This window comes from Halomonas sp. LS-001 (genome assembly GCF_052983955.1).
In genome coordinates this window covers 808,651-834,944 of sequence record NZ_CM129816.1, presented here as the reverse complement: position 1 = coordinate 834,944, position 26,294 = coordinate 808,651, and the positions used below count along the sequence as shown (strand labels likewise).

28 protein-coding genes are annotated in these 26,294 nt (G+C 55.5%); 8 read left to right on the top strand and 20 right to left on the bottom strand.

Annotation, left to right across the window (positions count from 1 at the left end; genetic code table 11):
• Positions 1 to 2 precede the first annotated feature (2 nt).
• The 7 genes from ispC to rpsB form a co-directional block, all read right to left on the bottom strand.
• Positions 3 to 1,193 (bottom strand): 1-deoxy-D-xylulose-5-phosphate reductoisomerase, encoded by a 1,191-nt coding sequence (gene ispC, locus ACU6TU_RS03650; RefSeq protein WP_447143229.1) that lies wholly within the window; start codon positions 1,191 to 1,193, stop codon positions 3 to 5.
• The gene (locus ACU6TU_RS03645) at positions 1,190 to 1,996 is read right to left on the bottom strand and encodes a phosphatidate cytidylyltransferase (protein ID WP_447143228.1); all 807 of its coding nucleotides are present in this window, start codon (positions 1,994 to 1,996) and stop codon (positions 1,190 to 1,192) included. Before ACU6TU_RS03645 ends, ispC begins: the two co-directional genes overlap by 4 nt.
• Positions 1,989 to 2,777 (bottom strand): polyprenyl diphosphate synthase, encoded by a 789-nt coding sequence (gene uppS, locus ACU6TU_RS03640; RefSeq protein WP_447143227.1) that lies wholly within the window; start codon positions 2,775 to 2,777, stop codon positions 1,989 to 1,991. The genes ACU6TU_RS03645 and uppS overlap by 8 nt, the downstream gene beginning before the upstream one ends.
• 87 nt (positions 2,778 to 2,864) lie before the next feature.
• Positions 2,865 to 3,422: a ribosome recycling factor gene (gene frr / locus ACU6TU_RS03635; protein WP_447143226.1), complete on the bottom strand. Its 558-nt coding sequence runs from the start codon at positions 3,420 to 3,422 to the stop codon at positions 2,865 to 2,867.
• A gap of 1 nt (position 3,423) precedes the next feature.
• The gene (gene pyrH, locus ACU6TU_RS03630; RefSeq protein WP_447143225.1) at positions 3,424 to 4,203 is read right to left on the bottom strand and encodes a UMP kinase; all 780 of its coding nucleotides are present in this window, start codon (positions 4,201 to 4,203) and stop codon (positions 3,424 to 3,426) included.
• A gap of 177 nt (positions 4,204 to 4,380) precedes the next feature.
• Positions 4,381 to 5,250 carry a translation elongation factor Ts gene (gene tsf / locus ACU6TU_RS03625; RefSeq protein ID WP_447143224.1) on the bottom strand — a complete coding sequence of 290 codons (870 nt, stop codon included), beginning with the start codon at positions 5,248 to 5,250 and terminating at the stop codon, positions 4,381 to 4,383.
• A gap of 129 nt (positions 5,251 to 5,379) precedes the next feature.
• Complete coding sequence (gene rpsB, locus ACU6TU_RS03620) at positions 5,380 to 6,138, bottom strand: 30S ribosomal protein S2 (RefSeq protein WP_447143223.1); 759 nt, start codon at positions 6,136 to 6,138, stop codon at positions 5,380 to 5,382.
• A gap of 452 nt (positions 6,139 to 6,590) precedes the next feature.
• Between rpsB and map the strand changes: the two genes are divergently transcribed.
• The 7 genes from map (at position 6,591) to ACU6TU_RS03585 (ending at position 14,458) form a co-directional block, all read left to right on the top strand.
• The gene (map, locus tag ACU6TU_RS03615; protein ID WP_447143222.1) at positions 6,591 to 7,382 is read left to right on the top strand and encodes a type I methionyl aminopeptidase; all 792 of its coding nucleotides are present in this window, start codon (positions 6,591 to 6,593) and stop codon (positions 7,380 to 7,382) included.
• Positions 7,382 to 10,057, top strand: a complete 2,676-nt coding sequence (locus ACU6TU_RS03610; protein ID WP_447143221.1) for a [protein-PII] uridylyltransferase — start codon at positions 7,382 to 7,384, stop codon at positions 10,055 to 10,057. The genes map and ACU6TU_RS03610 overlap by 1 nt, the downstream gene beginning before the upstream one ends.
• A gap of 140 nt (positions 10,058 to 10,197) precedes the next feature.
• Positions 10,198 to 11,394 (top strand): succinyldiaminopimelate transaminase, encoded by a 1,197-nt coding sequence (gene dapC, locus ACU6TU_RS03605; protein ID WP_447143220.1) that lies wholly within the window; start codon positions 10,198 to 10,200, stop codon positions 11,392 to 11,394.
• A gap of 86 nt (positions 11,395 to 11,480) precedes the next feature.
• Positions 11,481 to 11,819 carry a Spx/MgsR family RNA polymerase-binding regulatory protein gene (locus ACU6TU_RS03600; RefSeq protein ID WP_447143219.1) on the top strand — a complete coding sequence of 113 codons (339 nt, stop codon included), beginning with the start codon at positions 11,481 to 11,483 and terminating at the stop codon, positions 11,817 to 11,819.
• 56 nt (positions 11,820 to 11,875) lie between these two features.
• A complete protein-coding gene (gene dapD / locus ACU6TU_RS03595; RefSeq protein ID WP_447143218.1) occupies positions 11,876 to 12,901 on the top strand; it encodes a 2,3,4,5-tetrahydropyridine-2,6-dicarboxylate N-succinyltransferase in 1,026 nt (341 codons plus the stop codon).
• A complete protein-coding gene (gene dapE / locus ACU6TU_RS03590; protein WP_447143217.1) occupies positions 12,888 to 14,072 on the top strand; it encodes a succinyl-diaminopimelate desuccinylase in 1,185 nt (394 codons plus the stop codon). The genes dapD and dapE overlap by 14 nt, the downstream gene beginning before the upstream one ends.
• Entirely contained in the window at positions 14,072 to 14,458 is a 387-nt protein-coding gene (locus ACU6TU_RS03585; protein ID WP_447143216.1) for a hypothetical protein, read from the top strand. Before dapE ends, ACU6TU_RS03585 begins: the two co-directional genes overlap by 1 nt.
• Before the next feature lie 46 nt (positions 14,459 to 14,504).
• Here ACU6TU_RS03585 and ACU6TU_RS03580 read toward each other — a convergent pair whose 3' ends face one another.
• The 3 genes from ACU6TU_RS03580 to ACU6TU_RS03570 all read right to left on the bottom strand — a co-directional run bounded on the left by ACU6TU_RS03580 (position 14,505) and on the right by ACU6TU_RS03570 (position 15,985).
• The gene (locus ACU6TU_RS03580) at positions 14,505 to 14,906 is read right to left on the bottom strand and encodes a HipA domain-containing protein (protein ID WP_447143215.1); all 402 of its coding nucleotides are present in this window, start codon (positions 14,904 to 14,906) and stop codon (positions 14,505 to 14,507) included.
• Positions 14,907 to 14,935: 29 nt separating this feature from the next.
• Entirely contained in the window at positions 14,936 to 15,250 is a 315-nt protein-coding gene (locus ACU6TU_RS03575; RefSeq protein ID WP_447143214.1) for a helix-turn-helix domain-containing protein, read from the bottom strand.
• 174 nt (positions 15,251 to 15,424) lie between these two features.
• Positions 15,425 to 15,985 carry a cold-shock protein gene (locus ACU6TU_RS03570; RefSeq protein WP_447143213.1) on the bottom strand — a complete coding sequence of 187 codons (561 nt, stop codon included), beginning with the start codon at positions 15,983 to 15,985 and terminating at the stop codon, positions 15,425 to 15,427.
• 114 nt (positions 15,986 to 16,099) lie between these two features.
• On the opposite strand from ACU6TU_RS03570, the gene ACU6TU_RS03565 reads away from it, so the two are divergent.
• On the top strand, positions 16,100 to 16,348 hold the full coding sequence (locus ACU6TU_RS03565) for a SlyX family protein (RefSeq protein WP_447143212.1): 249 nt from the start codon (positions 16,100 to 16,102) through the stop codon (positions 16,346 to 16,348).
• 111 nt (positions 16,349 to 16,459) lie between these two features.
• Here ACU6TU_RS03565 and ald read toward each other — a convergent pair whose 3' ends face one another.
• The 10 genes from ald to rpmB form a co-directional block, all read right to left on the bottom strand.
• Positions 16,460 to 17,578 carry an alanine dehydrogenase gene (gene ald / locus ACU6TU_RS03560; protein ID WP_447143211.1) on the bottom strand — a complete coding sequence of 373 codons (1,119 nt, stop codon included), beginning with the start codon at positions 17,576 to 17,578 and terminating at the stop codon, positions 16,460 to 16,462.
• 262 nt (positions 17,579 to 17,840) lie between these two features.
• Positions 17,841 to 19,367, bottom strand: coding sequence for a tripartite tricarboxylate transporter permease (locus tag ACU6TU_RS03555; protein WP_447143210.1), 1,527 nt, complete (start codon positions 19,365 to 19,367; stop codon positions 17,841 to 17,843).
• On the bottom strand, positions 19,367 to 19,819 hold the full coding sequence (locus ACU6TU_RS03550) for a tripartite tricarboxylate transporter TctB family protein (protein ID WP_447143209.1): 453 nt from the start codon (positions 19,817 to 19,819) through the stop codon (positions 19,367 to 19,369). Before ACU6TU_RS03550 ends, ACU6TU_RS03555 begins: the two co-directional genes overlap by 1 nt.
• The gene (locus tag ACU6TU_RS03545; RefSeq protein WP_447143208.1) at positions 19,819 to 20,820 is read right to left on the bottom strand and encodes a Bug family tripartite tricarboxylate transporter substrate binding protein; all 1,002 of its coding nucleotides are present in this window, start codon (positions 20,818 to 20,820) and stop codon (positions 19,819 to 19,821) included. Before ACU6TU_RS03545 ends, ACU6TU_RS03550 begins: the two co-directional genes overlap by 1 nt.
• Before the next feature lie 165 nt (positions 20,821 to 20,985).
• Positions 20,986 to 21,717, bottom strand: a complete 732-nt coding sequence (locus tag ACU6TU_RS03540) for a response regulator (protein WP_447143207.1) — start codon at positions 21,715 to 21,717, stop codon at positions 20,986 to 20,988.
• Positions 21,718 to 21,740: 23 nt separating this feature from the next.
• Entirely contained in the window at positions 21,741 to 23,432 is a 1,692-nt protein-coding gene (locus tag ACU6TU_RS03535) for an ATP-binding protein (RefSeq protein ID WP_447143206.1), read from the bottom strand.
• A 92-nt stretch (positions 23,433 to 23,524) separates the two neighbouring features.
• Positions 23,525 to 24,715 (bottom strand): class I SAM-dependent rRNA methyltransferase, encoded by a 1,191-nt coding sequence (locus ACU6TU_RS03530; protein WP_447143205.1) that lies wholly within the window; start codon positions 24,713 to 24,715, stop codon positions 23,525 to 23,527.
• Positions 24,716 to 24,734: 19 nt separating this feature from the next.
• Positions 24,735 to 25,562 carry a bifunctional DNA-formamidopyrimidine glycosylase/DNA-(apurinic or apyrimidinic site) lyase gene (mutM, locus tag ACU6TU_RS03525; protein WP_447143204.1) on the bottom strand — a complete coding sequence of 276 codons (828 nt, stop codon included), beginning with the start codon at positions 25,560 to 25,562 and terminating at the stop codon, positions 24,735 to 24,737.
• A 162-nt stretch (positions 25,563 to 25,724) separates the two neighbouring features.
• Entirely contained in the window at positions 25,725 to 25,880 is a 156-nt protein-coding gene (gene rpmG / locus ACU6TU_RS03520; protein WP_009098622.1) for a 50S ribosomal protein L33, read from the bottom strand.
• A gap of 24 nt (positions 25,881 to 25,904) precedes the next feature.
• The gene (gene rpmB / locus ACU6TU_RS03515; RefSeq protein ID WP_447143203.1) at positions 25,905 to 26,141 is read right to left on the bottom strand and encodes a 50S ribosomal protein L28; all 237 of its coding nucleotides are present in this window, start codon (positions 26,139 to 26,141) and stop codon (positions 25,905 to 25,907) included.
• Between the last annotated feature and the right edge of the window lie 153 nt (positions 26,142 to 26,294).

Genomic DNA, 26,294 nt, shown 5'->3' with positions numbered 1-26,294 from the left:
TGTTAACGGGACCTTTGAGCGATGTACTGCTGTGCCAATTGACGCGCTTGACGATCGGCATCCAGCACTGTCTCGACGCAATCGGCTGCCGACAAGGATTGCTGATCAAGCACAGATGCCACGACATTGCTGATCTTGCCAAAACTCAAGCGTTCCGCAAGAAACGCTTCGACAGCCACTTCATTGGCTGCGTTCAGAATGGCCGGCGCCGTCCCTCCTGCCTGCATGGCTTCACGCGCCAGGCGCAGACAGGGAAAACGCTGCTCGTCGGGTGGTTCAAAATCCAGCCGCGCCACCTGGAAAAGATCCAGCGTCTCAACACCTGCGTCAATACGTTCCGGCCAGGCAAGCCCATAGGCAATGGGGGTGCGCATATCCGGGTTGCCCAGTTGCGCAATCACCGAGCCATCGTGATAGGCCACCATCGAATGAATAACACTCTGGGGGTGAACGACAACACACACCTGATCTGGCGAGGCGTCAAATAACCAACAGGCTTCTATCAGCTCCAGCCCCTTGTTCATCAGGGTGGCACTATCCACTGAAATCTTGCGTCCCATCGACCAGTTGGGATGCGCACATGCCTGATCAGGCGTTACCGTTGCCAGAGCGTCAAGACTCCAGTCACGAAAAGGCCCACCGGACGCTGTTAACAGCAGTTGAGAGATACCGTGTCTGGCTAATCCACCGCGATGTTGAGTAGGTAGACACTGGAAAATAGCATTATGTTCGGAATCAATTGGCAAAAGTGTGGCACCCGAGTGCTCTACCGCTTGCATGAACAGCGCACCGCTCATGACCAAAGCTTCTTTGTTGGCCAGCAGTACACGCTTACCGCTTTGCGCAGCCGCTAGTGCTGGCAACAAACCCGCTGCCCCAACAATGGCAGCCATGACAATATCCACGCAAGGGTCTGACGCAACGCTGCTGTGTGCCTGTGCGCCTGCTTCTACCTGAGTTGTGATGCCCGCAGCCGCCAATTCCTGACGCAACCACTGAGCATCCTGTTCGGCATCCAGCACGGCCACGTCAGGTCGATGAACAAGACATTGGGAAAGCAGTTTTTCACGCGATGTGTGAGCGGTTAACGCGTAAACACGGTAGCGCTCGGGATGACGGGCAATAACATCCAGAGTACTGGTGCCGATAGACCCCGTAGCGCCCAGCACGGTGACACGTTGCGGTGCCCTCATAAGCCTGGCACCCAGGAGTAAAACAGCGCAAACAACGGAACCGCTGCGGTCAGGCTGTCAATCCGGTCAAGAATGCCGCCGTGACCCGGCAGCAACTGGCTTGAGTCCTTGATCTGGCGATAGCGCTTAAGCATGCTCTCCAGCAGGTCTCCCAGCACAGAGGCCAACGTAACCACGACGGTTACCAGTAACAACACGCCACCACCAATGACGCCCAACTGCTGCCAGACGCCGAAAACCAGCGCCAGAATGAGCGTTGCCACCAACCCACCAGCAACACCCTCCCAGGTTTTCCCGGGGCTGACGCGAGGAGCGAGCTTTCGCTGTCCCCAGGTACGCCCTGCAAAATAGGCACCAATGTCAGCCATCCAGGCCAGCAGCAACACATAAAGTAGCCAGATACCGCCCGTCTCACCCAGCACATTGAACCCCACCCAACAGGGCAGCAAAACCCATAGCCCCATGGCCAAACGTCGTGATGAAGACTGCCACTGACAGGCCTTTTCCGGATAGTGCGTCACCCAATAAAGATTGATTAGCCAGCCAAGGGCACTCAACCACAGAAGCCAGGCCGCACTTTCACCATCGAAGTACCATAACAGCAGCATCAGCACCATCATGCCAACAACGGTCACAGCACGCCCCAGGGAAGAGGTAATCCCCGCCAGGTTACTCCACTCCCAGGTGGCCAGCAGCACAATAAAGGCCGTGAACAAGGCATAGTATTGACCTTCCAGGCCAAACAGCCCGGCCAGGACCAGGGGCGCCAGCCAAGCGGCAGTGATAATTCGTTGCTTAAGCACCCTGGGCCTCTATCTGTTGATCTGTCATCCCGAAACGCCGCTGCCGCTGACCAAAGGCTTGCAGCGCCTGATCAAATGCCTCGGCATCGAAATCAGGCCACAGCAGCGGCGAAAAATAGAGTTCCGCATAGGCCAGCTGCCAAAGCATGAAATTGGATAAGCGCTGTTCTCCGCTGGTGCGAATACACAGGTCAACCGGCGGCACCTGGTGTATGCCCATCGTTTCGTTCATACGTGCTTCGTCAATCTCTTCAGGCACGATTTTACCATCAGCCACTTGCTGAGCCAGTTGACGTGCGGCACAGGTGATATCCCATTGACCACCATAATTGGCAGCGATCACCAGATGCATGCCTTTGTTGTCGGCTGTCATGTCTTCAGCGCGCTGGATATGTTTTTGAATGGCATGCGAAAACCCCTGACGCTCACCAAGAATTGTCAGGCGGATATCGCGCTCATGAAGTTTTTTGACTTCACGTTTGAGTGCCATCAAAAAAAGCTCCATCAAGGCATTCACCTCAGCTGCGGGGCGTTTCCAGTTTTCGCTGGAAAAGGCAAACAGGCTAAGGGTACCCACCTGGCGTTCAGCGGCACGCCGAATGACATTGCGGACTGCCTCGACGCCGGCACGGTGGCCACGCGACCCTGTCAAACCTCGCGCTTTTGCCCACCGGTTATTGCCATCCATGATAATCGCAACGTGGGAAGGCACAGAGTCAGAGACGTCTCCACCCATCGGGAGAGTCGCTGACTGTTCTTGTGGAAGCAGCGGTGACGTCATGAAGTTTCACACCAAAGGTCATTCATCCAACCGGCCCTATAAAGCCGCACGGGCAGCCAGGCTGCCCGTGACGTTAATCGTTGAGCGTCACACCTGCATCAGGTCATGCTCTTTCGCAGACAGTGCCTTGTCGATTTCAGCCACAAACTTATCCGTCAGTTTCTGAATTTCATCTTCACCCTGATGCTGATCATCCTCGGTAATCTCTTTATCCTTTAACAAGGATTTAAAGTCACCGTTGGCATCGCGGCGCACATTGCGCACAGCAACACGCGCATTTTCCGCTTCGTGGCGTGCCTGCTTGATATAGTTTTTACGCGTTTCCTCTGTCAGCATCGGCATTGGCACACGAATGACGGCACCGGCGCTTGCTGGGTTCAAGCCCAGATCAGAGGTCATGATCGCCTTTTCGATTTTAGGCACAATCCCTTGTTCCCATGGGGAAACTGTCAGAGTCCGCGCATCTTCAACGTTAATCGAAGCGACTTGGCTCAACGGCACTTCACTACCGTAGTATTCGACGGTGACCGAATCCAGGATACTTGGATGCGCGCGCCCGGTGCGAATCTTGTTGAAATTGGTATGCAGCGCTTCCACGCTTTTTTTCATGCGGGCTTCTGCATCTTTTCTGATTTCGTTAATCACGCTATTCACCTCTGTCTATCAACGTGCCTTCTTTACCTCCAACCACCAGGTTGAGAAGTGCACCCGACTTGTTCATATCAAATACCCGCACTGGCATATCATGGTCACGTACCAGGCAGATGGCGGTCAAATCCATGACGCCGAGCTTCTGGTCCAGCGCATCGTCATAGGATAGACGGTCATATTTCACTGCATCGGCATGCTTCACGGGATCTTTGTTGTAGACACCGTCGACCTTCGTTGCCTTGATCACAACATCAGCATCGACTTCGATGCCACGTAGGCAGGCCGCTGAATCCGTCGTAAAAAACGGGTTGCCGGTACCCGCCGAGAAAAGCACGACATCACCAGAAGTCAGGTAACGGATCGCCGTCCGACGATCATAGTGCTCGACAACACCGCTCATCGGAATCGCCGACATCACCCGTGAGCGAATATTGGAACGCTCCAGCGCATCGCGCATCGCCAATGCATTCATCACCGTGGCCAGCATTCCCATATGGTCACCGGTCACGCGATCCATGCCGGCTTCATTCAGCGCCGCCCCGCGAAACAGATTTCCACCGCCGATCACCAAACCTATCTGCACGCCAATACCCACCAGCTGCCCAATTTCAAGCGCCATTCTGTCCAGCACTTTCGGGTCGATCCCGAAGTCGTGCTCGCCCATCAATGCTTCCCCTGAAAGCTTGAGCAAAATACGCTTGTATTTCGATTTCGAACTTTCGGATTTCTTATTGGGAATAACAGCGGTCAATGGCTCGTTTGCATCGTTGGACATGGCAACTCTCCTGGGGCAGAACACGTTTGGGACAGGCAGGCGGCTGAATCAGCCATTATCCTGATCCGGCAATGACCCGGTCACGCCTACGTTTCGTACTTAACGCTGAAACGTGCGGACCGGATACGCGAAGGCGTGCGCAACTGCGCACGCCAACACAATCTGAAACTTTCGACCTTAACTACGGCCTGCCTGTTCCATTACTTCTTTGGCAAAATCAACTTCTTCTTTCTCGATGCCTTCACCCACTTCGAAACGCGTGAAGCTCAGCACTTCACCGCCAGCCGCTTTGGCGTATTCTGCCACAGTCTGGTTAGGGTCTTTAACGAAGGCCTGCTCGGTCAGGCTGTTTTCAGCAAGATATTTCTTCAGACGGCCCTGAACCATTTTCTCGGCGATATTTTCCGGCTTACCCGCCATATCCGGCTGGGCCAGAATAATCGCTTTCTCAGTTTCAAGGTTTTCCTGCGGCATATCTTCCGGGTGAGCAACGGCAGGATTGATCGCGGCAACGTGCATCGCGATGTCCTTGGCGACGTCGGCATTGCCACCCTTAAGAATAGTCAAAACGCCGATACGGCCACCGTGAACGTATTCACCGACCACACCGCCTTCAGCCGCATTCACGACTACGGCACGACGCACGCCGATGTTTTCACCGATTTTCTGTACCAGCTGCTCACGAGTGGACTCGAGATCGCCATCCATTACCGCAGCAACATCTTCACTTTTCGCTGTAAAGAACGCATCAGCGATCTTGTTAGAGAAAGCAATGAAGTTGTCATCACGGGCAACGAAGTCAGTTTCGGAATTGATTTCGACCATGACACCGTAGCTGCCATCTTCCGCCACGCGCGTTACAACGGCGCCTTCTGCAGCGGTACGACCAGCTTTCTTCGCGGCTTTAAGGCCGGAGTTCTTACGCAGGTTTTCGATCGCAACGTCGATATCACCGTCGGTTTCCGTCAGTGCTTTTTTGCACTCCATCATCCCAAGGCCGGTACGTTCGCGCAGTTCCTTCACCTGAGAGGCGCTGATAGCTGCCATAATGATTCACCTCTGATCTAATGGTATCTAGACAATTAAAGATAAGGCCCGCCTGAGCGGGAAAAAGGGGGCATAAGGCCCCCTCCTGATGCGATGCGGTGCAGCGCACCTCATCTTGTGGCGGCCAGTTTACTCGGCAGCCGCGCTGTTTTCTGCGTCAGCAGATGTGTCTTCAGCGTCCGTCACTTCGACGAATTCGTCAGGACGGCCTTCTTTGGCACTGGCGCAGGCATCGGCGATGGCTTTAACGTAAATCTGGATCGCACGGATGGAGTCATCGTTACCCGGAATGACGTAATCAACGCCATCAGGGTTAGAGTTGGTATCCACCACACCGATAACCGGGATGCCCAGCTTGTTCGCTTCATTGATCGCAATGCGCTCATGATCAACATCGATAACGAACATGGCATCAGGCAGACCGCCCATGTTCTTGATACCACCGATAGAGCGCTCGAGCTTGTCCTGCTCACGGGTCGCCATCAGGACTTCTTTCTTGGTCAGCTTCTCGAAGGTACCATCTTCATGCATGGTTTCGAGTTCGCGCAGGCGCTTGATGGACTGACGGATCGTCTTGAAGTTGGTGAGCATGCCGCCCAACCAGCGATGGTTGACGAACGGCTGACCGACACGGTTAGCTTCTTCCTTGATGATTTTGCTGGCGCTACGCTTGGTACCGACAAACATAATCTTGTTGTTGGAAGAGGCCATCTTTTCAACCACGTCGATCGCTTCATTCAGCGCTGGCAACGTGTGCTCAAGGTTGATGATATGGATCTTGTTGCGCGCACCAAAGATGTATTTACCCATCTTCGGGTTCCAGTATTTGGTCTGGTGACCAAAGTGAGCGCCTGCCTTGAGCAGGTCACGCATATTAACGTGTGCCATGATAAAACTCCTGAAAACTCGGGTTAGGCCTCCATACACCCCATGGATCCGACCAGGGATGCTACCGGATCGTCTCAACGCGTCGTTGAGACGATCGCTCTGCAATAACACTGGCGGTCATCTGACCATCGCGCAGCGTTGCAGGTAAGCAGCACGCAAAGGCACCCGGGACCATGTGACGGTGCATGTGTGTTTTAAGGCTTACTGTTAGCATAACGTGCACCATTGCACGTTACCTGTCTTGCCTTTATGCCGCCGCTGATTCCCCCTATCATTGATGCACTAGCCAATCAGGTGACTTATCGTGCCTCAAGAATGTGGTTGGCGATTGCAGTAAAGCGCGCGGCTTTATACCATAGATCCTTTCCAAGATGAAGTCGTAACGCATTACGTGGCTCATTACGCCGTCCGTTTTTACCGCGTGAATTCATACTTTACATTACCGAGACCTCATGAACGTTCCGATTAAATCGCCTGCTGAAATCGAAAAAATGCGTGAAGCTGGCCGTCAGGCTGCCCACGTGTTCGAAATGATCACTCCCTATGTAAAAGCTGGCGTCTCGACGGGCGAAATCGACCGTCGCTGCCATGAATTTATTGTTAATGAACTGGGGTCGACCCCCGCCCCGCTTAACTACCACGGTTTTCCGAAAGCCACCTGTACCTCGATCAACCATGTGGTGTGTCACGGCATTCCCGATGACAGTAAAAAGCTGAAAAACGGCGACATCATGAACCTGGACATCACCGTCAAGACGGCCGACGGCTTTCATGGCGACTCCAGCGTCATGTTTGTGGTGGGTGAGAGCATTCAGGGCGAACGCCTGAGCCGCATCACCCAGGAGTGCCTGTATAAAAGCATAGCGGAAATCCGGCCGGGGGTTCGGCTGTCTGATCTCGCTCGCGTCATCCAGAAGCATGCCGAGGGGCACGGCTACTCGGTTGTCCGCGACTTTTGTGGTCACGGTATTGGTGAAAGCTTCCATGAAGACCCCCAGTTTCTTCATTACGATGGCTATGCACCCGACGCCGATATCACGCTCGCCGCTGGCATGTGCTTTACCATTGAACCGATGATTAACGTTGGCGGCTACAAAACCAAGGTGCTGCGTGACGGTTGGACAGCGATCACTAAAGATCGCAGCCTGTCAGCCCAGTGGGAGCACACACTGTTGGTCACGGAAACCGGGGTTGAAGTACTGACCGCCCGCAGCAATGAAGACCTGAGCTTTCTGAGCGCCTGATGCTACTTCACCATTACCGCTTCGAACCGGACCGTTCCCTGCTGGATCTCGACACTTTTCGTGACGAACTGGCAGGCTCACGCTCACCCATCGCGCCCTTCAAGGCCGCATTGCGCGACCTTCAGACACGCCTGGATGAACGCTTTCGCGCTGGGGCTGACATCCGCGACCTGGTGCGTGGACGCGCCTGGTACCTGGATCAATTGCTCGCTCTGGCCTGGGAGCATCATGCCTGGCCCGATGATGGTGTTGCTCTGATCGCCGTGGGCGGTTATGGGCGCGGCGAGCTACACCCCCACTCCGATATCGACCTGCTATTATTACTGGAAGACGATGACGACTCGCCCTATCGCGAGCCTCTCACGGCCTTTATTACGTTTCTCTGGGATATCGGCCTGGAAATCGGTCACAGCGTCCGCTCACTCAACGACTGCGAGCGCGAAGCCGAGGCCGATGTCACGGTCATCACCAACCTGCTTGAATCACGCCTGATCGCAGGCCCAAAGCGCCTTCGCCAGGCCATGCGCGAGCGACTGAGCGCTGAGCACCTGTGGCCCGCCGACCGTTTCTTTGAAGCCAAATGGCAGGAACAGATTGCCCGCCATTATCGTTACAACAACTCCGAGTACCATCTTGAGCCCAACCTCAAAAGCTCACCGGGCGGACTGCGCGATATCCAGATGATTGGCTGGGTCGCCAAACGTCACTTTGGCACTGAAAAATACGCCGACATCGTGGCCAACGGCTTTATGAACGATGCCGAACTACACATTCTCAGCCAGGGGCAGGCATTCTTGTGGCAAGTTCGCTACGCCCTGCATATGCTGACAGGGCGCGCCGAAGATCGTTTACTGTTCGATCACCAACGCACCATCGCTGAACTTTTTGGCTTTCGTGATACGCCCGAGCGTCTGGCCGTTGAACAGTTCATGAAACGCTATTACCGGCATGTCACAGCACTTGCCGGCCTGAATGACATGCTGTTGCAGCATTTTGACGAGGTCATTCTACGCGGCCAGGAGTCGCTGGAAACCGTGGTTCTCAACAAGCGCTTTGAAACCAAAGGCGGCTATATACAGGTACGCTCGCGGTCGCTGTTTCGTGACAACCCCTGCGCGATGCTCGAGCTGTTTCTGCTGATGGCCCAGCATCCCGAAATTGAAGGGGTACGCGCAGACACCATTCGCCTGATTCGCGATCATCGTCACCAGATCGATGACCATTACCGCGAAGACCCGCTTCATCAACGCCTGTTCCTGGCGCTGCTGCGTTCATCCGGCAATGTGCCCCGCCAGCTCAGACGCATGAATCGTTACGGCATTCTCGGCAAATACCTGCCGGAATTCGGCCGTGCGGTTGGCCTGATGCAGCATGACCTGTTTCATATTTACACGGTTGATGCACACACTCTCCTGCTACTCAAATTTCTGCACGGTTTCCGCAAACCGGAATGCAAGGAGGCATTTCCCGTGGCAGCTGCGCTGATGCCTCAGCTACCCAAGCTTGACCTGTTATGGATAGCGGGGCTTTTTCACGATGTTGGCAAGGGCCGCGGCGGCGATCACTCGCTGATTGGCGCCTACGATGTCGAACAGTTCTGCCTGCGCCATCGCATTTCACAGCCGGATACCAGCCTGGTGCGGTGGCTGGTTGAGCATCACCTGCTGATGTCGATGACGGCGCAGAAACGCGACATCACTGACCCGGATGTGATCCGTGATTTTGCCCTGACCGTTCGCAACGAAACGCGCCTGGATTATCTGTATGTGCTGACGGTAGCCGACATTAACGCGACTAATCCGACACTTTGGAATGGCTGGCGAGCCTCTTTGCTACGCCAGTTGCACGCAGAAACCAAGCGCGCCCTGCGGCGCGGGCTCAAGAACCCGCCTGACCGGGATGACTGGGTACGCGAAACGCGCACCGAAGCCCGTTCGCTGCTCAACACCATGGGCATCGCCTCGGAACAGATTGATTTTCTGTGGGATTCGCTCGGCGAAGATTATTTTCTTCAATACGCCCCCAGCGAAATTGCCTGGCAGACCCAGGGCATTCTCTTCCACCAGCCTGAGCAACTCCCGCTGGTATTGATCAGCGCACCCGCCGAAGGCATGACAGAGGGCGGCACCAAGGTATTCATTCATACCCGCTCGGTAGACGATCTGTTTGCAGCCACCGCGGCGGCCATGGAGCAGCTTGGGCTATCCATTCATGATGCGCGCATTGCTACCTCCAACAATGACTGGACGCTCAACACCTTTATTGTGCTCGATCAACTCGGTCAGGCGATCTCGGACCCACAGCGTATTGAAGAGATGCGCCGCCATCTGGTCGAAGAGCTGGATGACCCGGACGATTACCCCAATATTGTCTCGCGCCACACACCGCGCCAGCTGAAGCACTTCAAGGTACGTACCGAGGTGCTGATCGAGCAGGACCCGGCCAACGACCGCACCATGCTGGAGCTGAGCGCGCCAGACCGCCCTGGCCTGCTTGCCCGTGTCGGGCGCATTTTCATGGAGCAGGACATTGCGCTGTCCGCCGCCAAGATCGCCACGTTAGGGGAGCGCGTGGAAGACGTGTTTTTTATTACCACCAAGGCTGGCGAGCCCTTGACCGATCTGAAACGTCAGCAACAGCTTCGCGAACGGCTTATTGAGGTACTGAGTGTCTGAGGCTCGCGATAAGGCTCATGATGCGCCTCAGGATGCTTGCGTTTGAGCTACTAAAGCGCCTTGCCTATAATCGGCGGGTACGTCTTTCAACATCATACGTTTTTCAACACCACAACCCGTCGACGGCGGCCTGGACACTCATGAACCCTGATCTCGACGCACTGCATCCGTATCCATTTGAAAAGCTGGCCGCGCTCAAGGCAACGCTGTCTCCGCCGTCGGATCTGGCCCACATTCCCCTGACGATTGGCGAGCCGCAGCATGCTCCCTTCGCGGCGGCACTCGATGCCCTCCACACCCATCAGGCGGAATTCGCCCGCTACCCGGCCACTGCAGGCATGCCCGCGCTGAGAGAGACCATTGCCGAGTGGGCGACACGGCGTTTCAGCCTTGAAGGCCTTGACCCCGCGTCCCAGGTACTGCCGGTTAACGGCACCCGTGAAGCCATTTTTGCTTTTGTCCAGACGGCGCTGGATCGCAGCCGTACAGCGCGCGTCGCAGTGCCCAACCCCTTTTATCAGATTTATGAAGGTGCCACGCTGCTGGCCGGTGGTCAGCCGCTCTACCTCGATTGCACGGCAGACAACGACTTCCGTCCTGACTTCAGCGCTGTTCCAGCGGATACCTGGCGTGATGTTCAGCTGGTATTTATTTGCTCACCGGGCAATCCGACCGGTGCGGTAACGCCACTGGATGAGTTCAAGCAGCTGATTGCCCTGGCCGATGAGCACGACTTTATCATTGCCTCCGACGAGTGCTACTCCGAACTCTATCTGGATGAAGCGGCCCCACCGCCCGGACTGTTACAAGCCTGCGCGGAGCTTGGCCGCCATGACTATCGGCGCTGTCTGGTCTTTCACTCACTGTCCAAACGCTCCAACCTGCCTGGCCTGCGCTCCGGCTTTGTGGCCGGTGATGCTGACCTGTTAACGCCCTTTAAGCGCTACCGCACCTACCACGGCTGTGCCATGTCACTGCCGCTGCAACATGCTTCTATCACCGCCTGGCAGGATGAAGCCCATGTTCGTGCCAACCGTGATGCTTACCGCGAAAAATTCGCGGCTGTCACTGCCGAGCTGGCCCCCGTCATGGATTTTCCGACACCCGAGGCGAGTTTTTATCTCTGGCCTGCCGTGCCGGGTGGCGATGACATTGCCTTTACCCAGCGCCTGTATGAAGAAATGAACGTCAGTGTATTGCCGGGCAGCCTGATGGGGCGTAACGGCCAGAAGGGTCATAACCCAGGCAGCGGGCGAATACGCCTGGCACTGGTGGCTGAGGTGGGCCCCACTCAGGAAGCTGCCGAACGACTTCGTCGCCTGATTGAGCGCGGCTGATCCAACCTGACTGAACAAGCCTGGCTGACTGAACCGGGTTGAGTGGCCTTGCGCTACCCGACCCTTCATTCTAGAGAGGAAGCCTTATGTTAACGCTTTATATCATCAAGAACTGCGATACCTGCCGGAAGGCACACAAAGCGCTGGACGCCAAAGGCATGCCGTTCAAGACCCATGACCTGCGTGACGACGGCCTCTCAGCACCGCTGCTTGAGCATATCCTGAACCGGGTCCCGCTGGTTGAAGCCATCAACAAGCGCAGCAAAACCTGGCGGGAACTTTCCGACCAGGAAAAGGATTATGATGCCAACTCGGCACGTCAATTGATTCTCAAGCACCCGACACTGCTTAAACGGCCGCTGCTGGAAGTCGATGACGACACCATTCTTGTCGGCTACAAAGACGGCGATTACGACAAGCTGTAAATTTTTTAATTTCACTACCTCACGCTTCAGATCACCTACTCAAGGAAACGATACTTATGCTGAGCTTTGCGCTTGGAATTGGCACCCAGAACACTCAAGGCGACTGGCTGGAAATCTACTACCCTGCGCCGCTGCTGAATCCGGATGACAGCCTGGTCAAGGCGGCCAAAGAGGCGCTTGATGCACCGGAAGGCAACGCGGCCATCAGTTTCCTTCCCGAAGACTGCGAGCGACTCGCCAAGGCACTGAGCGCCGCAGGCCATTCCGTTCAAGCTGAGCTCGCCGATTCATTGTCCGCCAGCCATCGCCCGCTGGTGGCCATGTTCATGGAGACCGATCTGCCTCCGCAAACAGCACCTGAGGTTTACCTTAAACTTCACCTGCTGTCTCATCGCCTGGTCAAGCCTCACGGCCTGGATCTCACCGGCATGTTTGGTCTGCTGCGCAATATTGCCTGGACCAGCGAAGGCCCGATCGATATTGAAGAACTCCCCGCTCGCCGCCTGCGCGCGCGTCTTGCTGGCCGTTCACTGTCGATCGACTGCGTCGACAAGTTCCCCAAAATGACCGACTACGTCGTGCCCACCGGCATTCGCATCGGCGATACCTCACGTGTCCGCCTGGGGGCTTATCTGGGCGAAGGCACCACCGTCATGCACGAAGGCTTCGTCAACTTCAATGCGGGTACCGAAGGGCCCGGCATGATTGAAGGACGTATTTCCGCTGGTGTCATGGTCGGCAAAGGGTCAGACCTTGGCGGTGGCTGTTCTACCATGGGAACCCTTTCCGGTGGCGGCAATATCATCATCAAGGTGGGTGAAGGCTGCTTGATTGGTGCCAACGCAGGCATCGGCATTCCTCTTGGCGACCGCTGCACGGTGGAAGCTGGCCTTTACATTACGGCGGGCGCGAAAGTGACGCTGCTGGATGAGAAAAATCAGGAAGCAGGTACCGTTGCCGCCCGTGAGCTGGCTGGCCAGAATGACCTACTCCTTCGCCGCAACTCCCAGAACGGGCGGATTGAATGCCTGACCAACAAGAGTGCGGTGGCATTAAACGAGGCATTGCATGCCCATAACTGAGCCGGACTCTCTCTCACCCACGCTACAGCTGGCCTTTGATCTGTTGCGTCGCCCTTCGGTGACGCCGGATGATGAAGGCTGCCAGGCGGTTTTGATCGAGCGCTTGCAGGCGCTCGATTTTCATGTCGAAAAACTCCCGTTTGGCGATGTTGATAACTTCTGGGCGGTACGCGGCCACCACGGCCCTGTGCTGGCGTTTGCCGGGCACACCGATGTGGTGCCCAGCGGGCCATCAACGCATTGGGAGTTCCCGCCTTTCGAGCCATGTATCGATGACCACGGCATGCTGTGTGGTCGTGGCACCTCTGACATGAAAGGTAGCCTGGCCTCGATGATTACCGCGGTCGAGCGCTTTGTGGCGCATCACCCGGATCACGATGGGCGGATCGCCTTTCTGATCACTTCGGATGAAGAAGGCCCGGCCATTGATGGTACCCGCGCAGTGGTAGAACACCTGCGCGAGACCCACGAACGGCTGGATTACTGCATTATCGGCGAACCGTCTTCCACCGAGCAGCTTGGCGATGTCATCAAGAACGGCCGCCGCGGCTCGCTTGGCGGCGTGCTGCACATCAAGGGCGTGCAAGGCCATGTGGCCTACCCGCACCTGGCCCGCAACCCGATTCATCAGGCACTCCCGGCCCTTGATGCACTGACCCGCGAACACTGGGATCACGGTAACGAGTTTTTCCCGGCCACAAGCTTTCAGGTATCCAACCTTCGGGCGGGCACAGGGGCCACCAATGTGATTCCCGGTGAAGTGGAAGTCACCTTCAACTTCCGCTTCTCCACCGAAGTCACTCACGATCAACTCAAGGCGCGCACGACTGACATTCTGGATGCCCACGGGCTTGAATACACATTGGACTGGACACTCAACGGGGAGCCCTTTCTGACTGCCGAAGGCGCTCTGGTCGACGCGGCGATTCGGGGTGTAGAAGCCATTACTGGCCGACGCCCGGCACTCTCCACGTCAGGTGGCACCTCCGACGGGCGCTTTATCGCCACGCTTGGGGCTCAGGTGGTAGAGCTAGGACCGCTCAACGACACCATTCATAAAGTTAACGAACGCATTCGTGCCGCGGATCTGGATGATCTCAGTCGCATTTACGAAGCCACCCTTGAAGCACTGTTCGTTAAGGCCGAAAGCCACCATAAAGAGACCGTATAATGGAGCCTTACCCGGATATCGAAATCTACCTGGCCAAGGCGTCACATGACGCCTTGAATGCCTGGCTTGGCGACATACTCAATGCCCCGCCATTGCAGGCAGCCGGCAAACAGCGCTGGCGCACTCAAGGCCAACGGGACGGGCACAGTATTCCGATACTGCTGGTTGACAAGGCGGCCGACGGCTTTGCCAGCCTGTGGTTTGATAGCCTGCATACGCCCTGGCATACCGACCAGGAAGCCGCGCAGCATGCCGCAGAAGCCCTGCAGACCGAGATGCGCTGCTCGCTGGGAGGATGGCATCCGGGTGACGACCCAGACCGCTTCTGGCAGGTGCTGCCAGGCGGCAAGGAAGGGGCCATTCACTGGCCGGATTCGGGGCGGTGAAAGGATAGGGCCTGAATTCCCGGTTTTTCTGACGGGAATTCAGGCGTTACTGGATACGCCACTCCGGTGCGAGGCGACGCCAGTGCTCTTTCAGCAGTATTTTATGTGCTTCTGCCATGGGCATTTCTCTCAACTGTTCCGGCCAAAGAGCGCGAGCCCGCTCAACTGTATCGTTAAGCACCGTTCTAACAGCAGGCCAGGCGACACCCACTTTTTGAGACCATTGCTTAAAATCAGCTTCACCAAGACGGTACCAATCTTTTTTTCCATTGAGATTTAACGCCAGACAATGATCATCCGGAAGGTAGGCAAGTGTAGTGACGATGTCATAGGCAGGCGCTAGCTGAGGAGTACGCTGATCAGGGTAGATAAGGCTCCAGTTCTTGAGATGTGCATCGCCATTAGCCAGCATGATGTCCACCAGCAAGGTAACCCAAGTGTCGACCATGTAATTCAAGCCGTAACATCTCAACGCTGTCATTGACCATTCGATGACTCACTTTCGTGATCTTCATTGCCTAGCAGGCCATCCCAGGGGTCAGCATCAAGGCCAATGGCTTCATCATCCTTTTCCGTCAGCAACGCCTGAACAGCGTGCAATTTTTCGATAGGAACCAGCATCAGTTTGGCATTGAGCCCATCAGCCGCCAGCTCGAGCGTTTCCAGGCGTGGGTTGCCCCCACCTTCCAGGCGTTGATACTGCTGGCGAACCATACCCGTACGGCTAGCCACCTGCTGCTGGGTAAAGTTCAGCATTTTACGGCGTTGGCGATATTGGTCGTAGATCTTCATTTGCACCTTAATCGTTGCTTACTTTATTTTTGTGCAGTATATAAGATGCAACAAAGAGCAACTATAGGCAAACGGCTCTTCAAAAAAATCAGATCCTTGTGTTACCTACCCCTTAAACGCCAACGGCCCCGCAAAATGCGGGGCCGTTGGCGTTGGAAGTTACAGGCGCAATATTCAGTCAATAATACTGATGTCATCCGCCTGTAAACCGCGATCATTTTCAATCACGTGGTAGCGCACGATCTGCCCTTCCGTGAGCATGCGTGGCCCTCGCCCGCGGATGGCGCGGAAATGCACAAACACATCCTCGCCATTATCCCGCGTAATGAAACCATAGCCTTTATTCGTGTTGAACCACTTAACTTCACCTTCTTCACGGCCATCATTGGGGTCAATGACGTCCTCTTCTTCATCATCGTCGTCTTGCTCATCCTCATCTGGCTCTACTGCTGCAGGCTGACGCTGGGCGGATCTGGCGACCTGCGCCACTTCCGGTGTCACCAGCATGGGCGGAGCCAGCGAGGCTGCCCCAAGTGTCGCCAGTAACGCCAAAATAAAGCTACCCACGGCAACCGCTAGGTAAATACTCGCAATACCGCTTACCGCCAGCTCAGACATCCACGACGCTGCAAGCTCCGCATTGAACAAATGCACCATGACCGCCATCAATAAAGGGGCAGGCGCGGCAAGTAATACACTGATAAAAAAGCAGCGAAAAACAACTTTCGGATTCATAAATACAAAAAGCTCTCTTGTTGTATGGGTAACAGACAAAGGACAATACGCCGTCCAATTTATTACCGCTGCACACCGCAGCGGCCACACTTTTTACACGAGTGCGATGTTACCATGACCGAAACATTATCGCCTGCTGAGCTTTACCAACGTATTGAAACATTGGAAACTCGCCTGGCTTTTCAGGAAGACTGGCTGGATACACTGGATCATGCCGTGACCGATCAGGCACGCCGACTTGATAAGCTTGAACAGGTCAGCGTCCTGATGCATCAACGCCTCCGGGAACAGCAGTATGCGTTGCAAACTGACAATGATACGGCAGAACCCCGCCCGGAAGACGACATACCCCCGCATTACTGAACAACTTCATCGCAGGCCAGACTCTTCGGGCCTGCGACTTCCCAACTCTTATCCCGCAGCGTTATCACCGTTTTATGCAGCGGCTTTATTCAGCGGCTTTATTCAACAACTCTATTCAGCAACAACGCTTGCTGGATCAACATGCTTGAGGCTGAAGACATCCGCCACGGCCTGGTAAGTGACATTGCCAGCGTGAACATTAAGCCCGGGCAGAAAGTGCGGGTCATCCCGTAACGCCTGCTGCCAGCCTTTATCCGCCAGCGCGAGCACAAACGGCAAGGTGGCGTTGGTCAACCCTTGGGTAGAAGTGCGCGCGACCGCACCCGGCATATTGGCTACGCAGTAGTGCACAACGCCATCCACGATATACGTTGGCTCCGCATGCGTCGTCGGTTTGCTGGTTTCGAAACAACCACCCTGGTCGATGGCAACATCCACCAACACGCTACCCGGCTTCATGATGCTCAGCATCTCACGGGTAATCAGTTTCGGCGCCGCGGCGCCGGGGATAAGCACAGCGCCGATAATCATGTCAGATTCACGCGCCGCGTAATCCAACGCATCGGCCGTCGAATAAACCGTCTTGATGCGTCCCTGGTAACGATCATCCAGCACTTCCAGGCGCAATAATGACTTATCCAGAATAGTGACATCGGCGCCCAGCCCTAACGCCATACGCGCGGCATTTTCACCCACAACACCACCGCCAATTACGGTGACCTTGGCCGGTGCGACCCCCGGAACGCCCGGCAATAGAACCCCCGCACCTCCCTGAGCCTTTTCCAGGCTATGTGCACCGGCCTGAACCGCCATGCGCCCGGCTACCGTGCTCATCGGCGCCAGCAGCGGCAAGCCGCCACGGGTATCCGTGATGGTTTCGTAAGCAATGCAGGTCGCCCCGCTTTCCATCAGACCGCGCGTCAGCGGCTCTTCAGCAGCCAGATGCAGATAGGTAAACAGCGTATGCTCAGGCTTAAGGCGTGCGACTTCTTCCGGCTGGGGCTCCTTCACCTTGAGAATCAGCTCGGCACCTTGCCACAACGTATCAACATCCGCTTCAATCCGCGCACCCGCCGCTTCGTAATCCGCATCGCTAAAGCCTGCACCTTCACCAGCACCCGCCTGAATGGCCACCTGATGGCCTCGGCCACTCAACTCCCGCGCACCGGTTGGCGTCAGGGCTACACGGTACTCATGGTTTTTGATCTCTTTCGGGACGGCGATTTGCATAACGTTTCCTGTTGTTAACGGGTGATTCATATATGTACCGCCATTACAGCACAGCTCGAAGCTCCACCCATCCCCAAAACATAAAAACAAAAAAAATTCTGTTAACGGCGTTTATTGAAAGAAAAAATAACAAAACTCGTCAAATAGCAGACGAATTTTTTTCAAATATATCCACACACAGATGCTTACGCCTTTTTGCATATAAAAAAACGGGGCATCGACGTTTCTCGATGCCCCGTTTACTCGTTTCACGACGTCAGTATCAGTCGCTTTCAGGCGTACCCGCTTCGATCGGATTGCGCATCCGGCGGCGCAAAAGTGGTCCGATGATGTAAGGCAGAATCAACCCCAGCCCAGCGAAAACCCACAAGCCAATGGCCAGGCCACTGTCCCATAGGGTCATCCAGTCACCATCAGAAATATCCATGGCATGGCGCAGGTTCTTTTCCATTTCCGGCCCTAACAGCAGGCCAAGAATCACCGGCACCAGGGGGATTTCGAGCTTGCGCAGAATGTATCCGCCAACACCGAAAGCCACCATGAAGTAAAGATCGAAAGTGGTGTTACTGATCGAGTAGATCCCGACGAATGCCACCATGGTAACAATCGGCAGAAGATACATCGGCGGCACAGAAAGCAGTTTGACGAAGATACCGACCAGAGGAATGTTGAGAATCAGCAGCAGTAAGTTGCCAATCAACAGGGCTGCAATCACGCCCCAGACAATATCGGCATTCTGGGTAAACATCAGTGGCCCAGGCGTAATGTTAAGCGAAATCAACAACGCCAACAGCACCGCTGTGGTACCGCTACCCGGCACGCCTAACGTCAGCATGGGCACAAGAGCACCGCTTGACGCGGCATTGTTGCCCGCTTCAGGTGCCGCAACCCCCCTCGGGTCACCGGTACCAAAGGCGCCTTTCTTACCCAGCACGCGCTTTTCCAGGGTATAGCTGATAAAGCTTCCCAGTGAGGCGCCCGCTCCCGGCAACACCCCCGCCACAAACCCGAGCACACCACCACGAAAGCTGGTAGGCAGGATATCGCGGATATCTCTCCAGGTGAGCGACAGCTTGTTGACCTTCATCTTTTCCTTGCCGCCACCCGCACGCTCTTCAATGAAGAATAGCAGTTCGGAAATCGCGAACAGTCCCACAATCGCAATAATGAAATCAACGCCTTCGAAAAGCTCAAGCACCCCGAAGGTGTAGCGCTGCACACCGGTATTATCGATTCCGACCGTGGCAATCATCAAACCTAGACTGGCAGCAACGACCGTCTTGATGGGATTTTTACCGGTGATACCGCCCAGGGTCGCAAAGGCCAGCATGAAGAGCGCAAAGTACTCGGCCGGACCAAACGTCAGTGCAAATTTAGCCAGTATGGGAGCCAGAAGAATCAAGCCGATAGTAGCAATCAGACTACCGATAAACGACGCCACGGCAGAAATAGCCAGCGCTTCGGAAGCTTTGCCTTTCTGGGCCATCGGATAACCGTCCAGGCACGTCATCATCGCCGGTTCATCACCCGGAATATTCAGCAGAATCGATGAAATGCGCCCGCCGTACATGGCACCGGCGTAGACCGATGTCAGCATGATCAAGGCCGTTTCCGGTGCCAGCCCCAGGCTGAAAGCCAACGGAATCAGAATAGCAACGCCATTGGCTGGCCCCAACCCCGGCAAGGCACCAATCAAGGTACCCAAGAAAGCACCCAGCAAGGCGAATATCAGGTTGTGTGGCGCAAGAGCCACACCAAATCCATCCATTAAATAGCCGAGGGTTTCCATCAGTTCACCTCCAGAAATGAAAGCAGACCCAGCGGTAAGGCGAGATCAAGCGCAAAACTGAACAGGAAGTACACCACAACCCCTGAAATCGCTCCGGTGATATAGGCGTTGACCGGCGGCGCACCCATACGCCAGCAAAGCGTTCCTACAGCAAGCGCCGTGCTGATAATGAAGCCCAGCGGTTGAAGCAGCATTGCGTACAGAATCAGCACCACTATCGCAATGATCAGCTCAATGCCGGTACGGCTCCAGGGCCAGGCATTATCCGGGTCAGGGCGTACAATCAGGTACAGGCTGGAAACGGCTAGTACCACGGCCAGTAGTATTGGGAAGGTTTCAGGGCCAACGGCTTCGGCCCCACCAAAGGGTTCCGGGAACTGAGTCGCGCCCCAGCCGTACGCAACGGCCAGGACGATCATCAGGACCCCAAAGAAGCGGTCGTTGTAGGTCATTACTGGATCAGCCCGATGTCTTTGGAAAGCTGCTCGATGTCTTTGATCTGATTAAGCACGAAGTCTTCGAACTCACCCGCCGTCATGTGGAAAGGCATCAAACCATTCTGGGCCATGACATCCTGCCATTCTTCACTCTGGTAGATAGTGTCCATGGCATCGGTCCAGTAGGTCTCGGACTCTTCGGAAATATCCATCGGCATGTAGAAACCACGCCAGTTGGGGCCAAGCGCATCAATACCCTGCTCACGCGCCGTAGGAATTTCGGCGAGGTCACCCGGCAGGCGTTCTTCAGACAATACCGCCAGAACACGCAGATCACCGGATTCCATGAAGCCTTGCGCTTCGGTAATATCGCCAGTGAAAGCATCGACATGCCCACCGATTACCTGGGTGAGCGCTTCACCACCGTTGTTGTATGACAGGTAAGCAATGCGCGGCAGGTTTTCGACGTCAGCTGCCTGAGCGGCAATCAATACTTTAAGATGATCCCAGCCGCCTTTGGCACTGCCACCGGCAAACTTGACGCTGCGTGGATCTTCCTTGAGTCGATCCATCAGTTCATTAAGATCGTCAATTTCGGAGTCCGCGCTGACCGCAATAATGCCGTAATCCGCTCCCAGCGCACCGACCCAGTTGACCATATCCGCCGATAGCCCGGGGAATTGCCCCTGCGCCAGACGCGTCGTTGTAGCCGTCGACGCTGCCACCAGCAGGTGGTCATCGCCGGCACGCTTGCTCACCGTGTGTGCAAAGGCAACGCCGCCACCGGCACCGGCCATGTTGATGGTTTGCACGTTGGCGGGCACCAGGTCGAGATCCTGCATGACGTTACCTACACTGCGGCAGGTAAAATCCCAACCGCCGCCCGGATCAGACGGGGCAATACACTCAACTTTGCCTTTTGGTTCAAAGGCCGCCGCCGTGCTGGCAAACGTCGTCAGAGTGGCCAGCGGCAGCGCCAGCAGGGTTACGTACTTCAAGGAAGGCTTGAAAGTCATGGCGTTCTCCACGTTTTAGTCTGTTGTTATGGTGATACAAGATGTGTCACCCCAGAACGTTAGAAGACCACCACCTCAACCGACAAGATTAAGACGATTAATCACAAAATGTGCTTTGTGTGCGTTTTGTGCATTTTGTTCACGACGCTTACCACCATCACCACGCTACAGTGATTCTATCCACGCCTGAGCGCTATCCAGTAGCCGATAGCGTCGCTCAGGGCGGCCAACATCGCCGTAGCCAATTTCAGCTGTCACCGCCTGCTCCGCCACCAGAAATTCCAGATAGCGCCGAGCAGTTGAGCGGCTTGCCCCCATCACTTTTGCCACTTGCATTGCCGTTCGGGAGCCATTTTCAGCTGACAGCGAATCCACCACACGACGCAGGGTCAAACGGTCAATGCCCTTGGGCAGGGTGTTGGCACTCAGACGCTGCGATTCATTTGGCTGCAAACGGGCAAGCACATGATCCAACTCGTCCTGGCTCATTTCCGCACGATTCGCTAACGCCTCTCGTTCACGGCGAAAACGCATCAGCATTTGCGTCATACGCGCCGCCTCAATCGGCTTGATCAGGTAGTCAAAGACCCCACCGCGTAACGCTTCACTGATGGTTTCCACCTCGCGGGCCGCCGTGACCATGACAATATCCACAGTCACGAAATCACGCCGAATGGCCCATAAAAGTTCCAGGCCTTCTACGTCGGGTAAATACGCATCCAACAGGACCAGCTGAATAGCATCCGCATGCTCGGCCATCAGACGTTTTGCTTCGCTGGCGTTACGCGCCATCCCGGCCACATAGAAACCTTCACTTTGCTCAATGAAGGCCTTGTGAATATCGGCAATGCGAAAATCGTCTTCGACAACCAGAATGCCGTATTGCGTCGCAGACATCGTCCATCCTCCTGACATTATTGTTATGAGGCGAGCGTCGTGGCTGAACTCGCGCACAGCGAACGATCCAGTACGGCGAGAAAACACGCGCCGCCCAACTCTCCCTCTTCCAGTGTCACTTCGCCTCCGTGCTGACGACACAACCGCGCAACCAGCGCTAAACCAATGCCACTATGCTTGCCGGTTTTAGTAGAAAATCCTTCCTGAAAGATCGCTTTGGTAAGCTCATCAGGCACGCCAGGCCCATTATCTTCCACTTCAATTAACAGCTGCTCTCCCAGATCGGTAAAGAACAGGCGTACTTTTGGCGTATCGCGGTTTGGCCCGTTAAGCGCCGCGTGGCAGGCATTATCCAACAGGTTACCGACAATACTCATCATCACTTCCTGTCCGGTAACGGTCAGTGAGCAGGAAAGCGAGCTGTGTTCGTCAATTTCCAGCGCCACGCCCAGCTCTCGGGCGCGCGTTAATTTACCCAACAAGGTACCGCTGAGCACCGCGTCGGCGACATGGCGCATCAAAAAGCTCATCTGCGCCTGAGCACGCTCGGTTTCGTGATGGATCAGCGCCAGCGCTTCGTCAATGCGCTCCAGCTGTAAAAGGCCGGAAATCGTGTAAAGTTTATTGGAAAACTCATGCGCCTGGGCGCGCAACATGTCGACATCGCGGCTCGCCTGGGTCAGCGCCTGGGATAGGTCAACGATTTCCCGGCGGCTACGAAACGTGGCTACCGCGCCTTCTATCTCGCCTTCATGCAGGATGGGCACGCGGTTGGCCACCACGGGATGATCGCCAAGCCACATTTCCTGATCAAACTGCTGCTCACCGCGCTTGAGCACTTCCACCAAGCGCGAGTTAGGTACCACCTCACGGATTGGCTGCCCCAGCAATACATGCTCGTCGGGCAGCCCCAGGAAACGCCGGGCCTGCTGATTGACCAGGGTGATGTTTCCATCCCGGTTAACCGCCAACACCCCTTCATGGATTGACTGCAGAATCGCCTCTTTCTCCATTGCCAGACGGGCGATCTCGTAAGGTTCCAACCCCAGAATGACCTTTTTAAGATGTTGTGACAGCCAGAACGCGCCGGCAAAGCCAAGCAAGATCATCAGTGCAACCAACATCCAGCCAAGGCTGGTATAGCGAGCGGCGTCCATGTCGACCCGTTCCAGCATGAAGCCTACCGAGACGACGCCGATGATGTTGCCCTGTGCATCCCGGATGGGCGTTTTACCGCGCATGGCGGTGCCCAATGTGCCTGTGGCTTCGGAGACATAGGATTGCCCGTGCACCAGCGCCTGTTCGTTATCGCCCCCGACCATCCGCTGCCCGATACGCTCAGCAATCGGGTGTGAATAACGCACGGTCTGGGTGTTGCCCACAACCACATAGCGCGCCCCGGTTTGCTGGCGAACCTGCTCGGCAAGCGGCTGAATGATTCTGGCGGGCTCGGGCGTTGCAAACGCATTGATGACCTCAGGCATTGCAGCCACCGTCCTGGCGACCGCTAATGCCCGCTCGCCCATTTGGTGCGTGACGGTCTCAGCCAGGCGATAGTTCAGGTAAGCGCCTTGTGCCAGCAGCATTCCCGCCAGCAACAACCCCACCAGCAGCATCACCTGCAGACGGAAACTGCGCTTATACCAACGGCGTTTGGCGCGCATACGTCGCCAACGCTGCAAGTCAGCCAGCGTTCGAGGACGGTTTGCGGGCATGACGAAGATCGCTGTCAGTCATTGTTGTTTTTATGGCGTTACTGACGCCACGCTCCTTGAGATAGCCATGAAATAGCCATCGTTTAAGCGAATCAGTCGCGGAAAATACGCACACCCAGGGCTTTCAGATAAGCCGTTTCCGCAATCGCCGGATGCACGGGGTGGTCGCCTCCCTGGTGCCCCTGGAAAATCACCTGCCCGTGGCGATCCTGATGACGGACAGAACCACGCACGACGTCCATCAGACGTTCGGGCGCCAGATGCATGGAACATGAGGCGGATAACAGCAGCCCATCACGCCCCAGCAGACGCATGGCTTCCCGATTCAGGCGCGAGTAGGCACGCTCACCGTTGGGAATATCCTTGCGCTTCTTGATAAACGCCGGTGGGTCCAGGATCACCACATCAAACTGCTCGCCATCGGCCTTGAGTGCGGCCAGCGCTTCAAAGGCATCTGCCTCGCCGATCGCGACCTGCTCTTGCACACCGTTCAGCTCGGCATTACGTGCCACCTGCTCTAATGCCGGGCCGGATGAATCAATACACAGCACTTCACTGGCACCATTGGCCGCAGCCTGTACGCCCCAGCCACCCACATAGCTGAAGACATCCAGCACGCGCTTTCCAGCCACCTGACGGTTGAGCCATTCACGGTTGGAACGGTGGTCAAAGAACCAGCCCGTTTTCTGACCATTCAGCACGGGGACGACGAAATGGACGCCATTTTCTTCAATGACGATTTCGTCTGGAAGTTCGCCCTTGACGACTTCAACCTGAGATTCAAGGCCTTCCTGGCGGCGACCGCCGGTATCGTTGCGAAAGACAATGGCACTGGGTTTAATGACCTTTTCCAGCGCATCGACAATTTCTTCGCTCATCGCCTGCATACCGGCGGTATTAAGCTGAACCACCAGAATATCGCCGAAACGGTCAACCACCAGGCCAGGTAGCAAATCGCCTTCACCATGCACCAGGCGGTAAAACGGCTTATCAAAGAGTCGCTCACGCAGCGCCAGGGCCTGATTGAAACGATGCACAAACAGCGAACGGTCGAGACGTATGGAAGGATCACGGGACATCACCCGCGCACAGATCAACGAATGCGGATTCACATAAGCCACGGCCAATGCTCTGCCATTGGATTCTTCAACAATCGCGGTTTCACCCCCGGCAAAGTTCTTGAGCGGCGTTTCCTTGATATCGACTTCGTTGGAGTAAATCCACAAATGACCCGCTTTCAGGCGGCGATCCGCATTTTTGTTCAATCTCAGGCGTTGAGTCACACAGTTCTCCAGATATTGGCTAACGCTGACACCTCGGACAGTAAACGCTAGCGCGCTGCCCGAGTGTAATGCGTTTTAACTCTCCACCACAGCGCCGACACGGCTGGCCATGGCGGCCATAAACATTGAGGCGCTGGGCAAAATACCCCGGCTCCCCTTGACCACTGACAAAATCACGCAGCGTCGTTCCTCCCTGCGTAATGGCCGCTGCCAGCACTTCCCGTGCGGCATCTACCAGCCGCTGATAGCGTGCCAGCGATATTCTTCCTGCCTCTCGCCGGGGGTCGATACCGGCCATAAACAAGGCTTCGGTTGCGTAGATGTTACCTACGCCAACTACCATCTGATTATCCATCAGAAAAGGCTTAACCGCGACACGTTTGCCACGTGAAAGGCGATAAAGGCGCTGACCGGTAAAAGCATCTGACAACGGTTCAGGCCCCAGGCGAGCGAGGCGCTTATCCGCTTGCTCATCTCTGTCCAGCCAATCCACAAAACCAAAACGGCGCGGATCGTGATAACGCAATATATGGCCATTCGTGAAAACCAGATCAACATGGTCGTGCTTTTTAGGCAAATCTCCGATCCGGGCAATGCGCAAGCTGCCCGACATCCCAAGATGCCACATCAGCGTGCGCTCAGGTGCTTTTACCTCTAACGGCAGCAGCAGGTACTTGGCGCGACGACGCAGGTCGCCAAACTGTTTTCCCACCAGTTCATCGGCCAGATTTTCGGGTACCGGCACGCGCAACCGGGCATTGCGCACAATGACTTCACTGATTTCCTGATGTTCCACGTAAGGCGCAATGCCCTTTCGCGTGGTTTCAACCTCGGGTAATTCTGGCATGATTTTCGTCGCCAACCATTACACTTGAATGTCTTACGCTGACACGGAATGCATTTTACTGAACGATAGACAAAGTCGACCCATATGCAAAAACCCGGCCATTAGCCGGGTTTTTGACAGGCAAACTCGCCTGCGGTGAAAGCCGATCAGCGCGCCAGAGGCTTACTTGATCTTGGCTTCCTTGTAGATCACGTGCTTGCGAACGACCGGATCGTACTTCTTGAATTCGAACTTATCCGGCGTGTTACGCTTGTTCTTATCAGTGGTGTAGAAATGGCCTGTTCCGGCACTGGACACCAGCTTGATCTTATCGCGCATGGTCTTGCTCTCCCAATATAAGTCTTAGATGGCTTCGCCGCGTTTGCGGATATCAGCCAGAACCGTCTCAATACCCTTCTTGTCGATGATGCGCATGCCCTTGGAGGAAACACGCAGCTTGACGAAGCGGTTTTGCGATTCAACCCAGAAACGATGGGTGTGCAGGTTCGGCAAGAAGCGACGACGCGTCTTACGCTGGGAGTGAGATACATTGTTACCGGATACCGGGCGCTTGCCGGTAACCTGACATACTTTGGACATGATAGCCTCCAACCGCTTGGCGAGTTGTTCAAAACTGTCGGGCAAACCGGAGCAGGGAAGCCATTGGCGCGATAAAAGTCGCCCGATATTTCCCAAGCCCGTTATTCAACCCAAGTTCAAAGGTGGCATTTTATACCAGAAGACTTCCCAGAC

Coding starts and splice junctions, on each gene's coding strand:
- ACU6TU_RS03540 (WP_447143207.1), bottom strand. CDS start 21,717: ATGTCTGCGACGCAATACGGCATTCTGGTTGTCGAAGACGATTTTCGC.
- rpmG (WP_009098622.1), bottom strand. CDS start 25,880: ATGCGCGATAAGATCAAGCTGGTGTCCAGTGCCGGAACAGGCCATTTC.
- ACU6TU_RS03545 (WP_447143208.1), bottom strand. CDS start 20,820: ATGACTTTCAAGCCTTCCTTGAAGTACGTAACCCTGCTGGCGCTGCCG.
- ACU6TU_RS03585 (WP_447143216.1), top strand. CDS start 14,072: ATGGAGCCTTACCCGGATATCGAAATCTACCTGGCCAAGGCGTCACAT.
- ACU6TU_RS03535 (WP_447143206.1), bottom strand. CDS start 23,432: ATGCCCGCAAACCGTCCTCGAACGCTGGCTGACTTGCAGCGTTGGCGA.
- mutM (WP_447143204.1), bottom strand. CDS start 25,562: ATGCCAGAATTACCCGAGGTTGAAACCACGCGAAAGGGCATTGCGCCT.
- rpmB (WP_447143203.1), bottom strand. CDS start 26,141: ATGTCCAAAGTATGTCAGGTTACCGGCAAGCGCCCGGTATCCGGTAAC.
- ispC (WP_447143229.1), bottom strand. CDS start 1,193: ATGAGGGCACCGCAACGTGTCACCGTGCTGGGCGCTACGGGGTCTATC.
- ACU6TU_RS03575 (WP_447143214.1), bottom strand. CDS start 15,250: ATGAAGATCTACGACCAATATCGCCAACGCCGTAAAATGCTGAACTTT.
- tsf (WP_447143224.1), bottom strand. CDS start 5,250: ATGGCAGCTATCAGCGCCTCTCAGGTGAAGGAACTGCGCGAACGTACC.
- ACU6TU_RS03610 (WP_447143221.1), top strand. CDS start 7,382: ATGCTACTTCACCATTACCGCTTCGAACCGGACCGTTCCCTGCTGGAT.
- ACU6TU_RS03600 (WP_447143219.1), top strand. CDS start 11,481: ATGTTAACGCTTTATATCATCAAGAACTGCGATACCTGCCGGAAGGCA.
- dapD (WP_447143218.1), top strand. CDS start 11,876: ATGCTGAGCTTTGCGCTTGGAATTGGCACCCAGAACACTCAAGGCGAC.
- uppS (WP_447143227.1), bottom strand. CDS start 2,777: ATGACGTCACCGCTGCTTCCACAAGAACAGTCAGCGACTCTCCCGATG.
- ACU6TU_RS03580 (WP_447143215.1), bottom strand. CDS start 14,906: ATGGTCGACACTTGGGTTACCTTGCTGGTGGACATCATGCTGGCTAAT.
- pyrH (WP_447143225.1), bottom strand. CDS start 4,203: ATGTCCAACGATGCAAACGAGCCATTGACCGCTGTTATTCCCAATAAG.
- rpsB (WP_447143223.1), bottom strand. CDS start 6,138: ATGGCACACGTTAATATGCGTGACCTGCTCAAGGCAGGCGCTCACTTT.
- ACU6TU_RS03570 (WP_447143213.1), bottom strand. CDS start 15,985: ATGAATCCGAAAGTTGTTTTTCGCTGCTTTTTTATCAGTGTATTACTT.
- dapC (WP_447143220.1), top strand. CDS start 10,198: ATGAACCCTGATCTCGACGCACTGCATCCGTATCCATTTGAAAAGCTG.
- dapE (WP_447143217.1), top strand. CDS start 12,888: ATGCCCATAACTGAGCCGGACTCTCTCTCACCCACGCTACAGCTGGCC.
- ACU6TU_RS03555 (WP_447143210.1), bottom strand. CDS start 19,367: ATGGAAACCCTCGGCTATTTAATGGATGGATTTGGTGTGGCTCTTGCG.
- ACU6TU_RS03550 (WP_447143209.1), bottom strand. CDS start 19,819: ATGACCTACAACGACCGCTTCTTTGGGGTCCTGATGATCGTCCTGGCC.
- ACU6TU_RS03565 (WP_447143212.1), top strand. CDS start 16,100: ATGACCGAAACATTATCGCCTGCTGAGCTTTACCAACGTATTGAAACA.
- ald (WP_447143211.1), bottom strand. CDS start 17,578: ATGCAAATCGCCGTCCCGAAAGAGATCAAAAACCATGAGTACCGTGTA.
- map (WP_447143222.1), top strand. CDS start 6,591: ATGAACGTTCCGATTAAATCGCCTGCTGAAATCGAAAAAATGCGTGAA.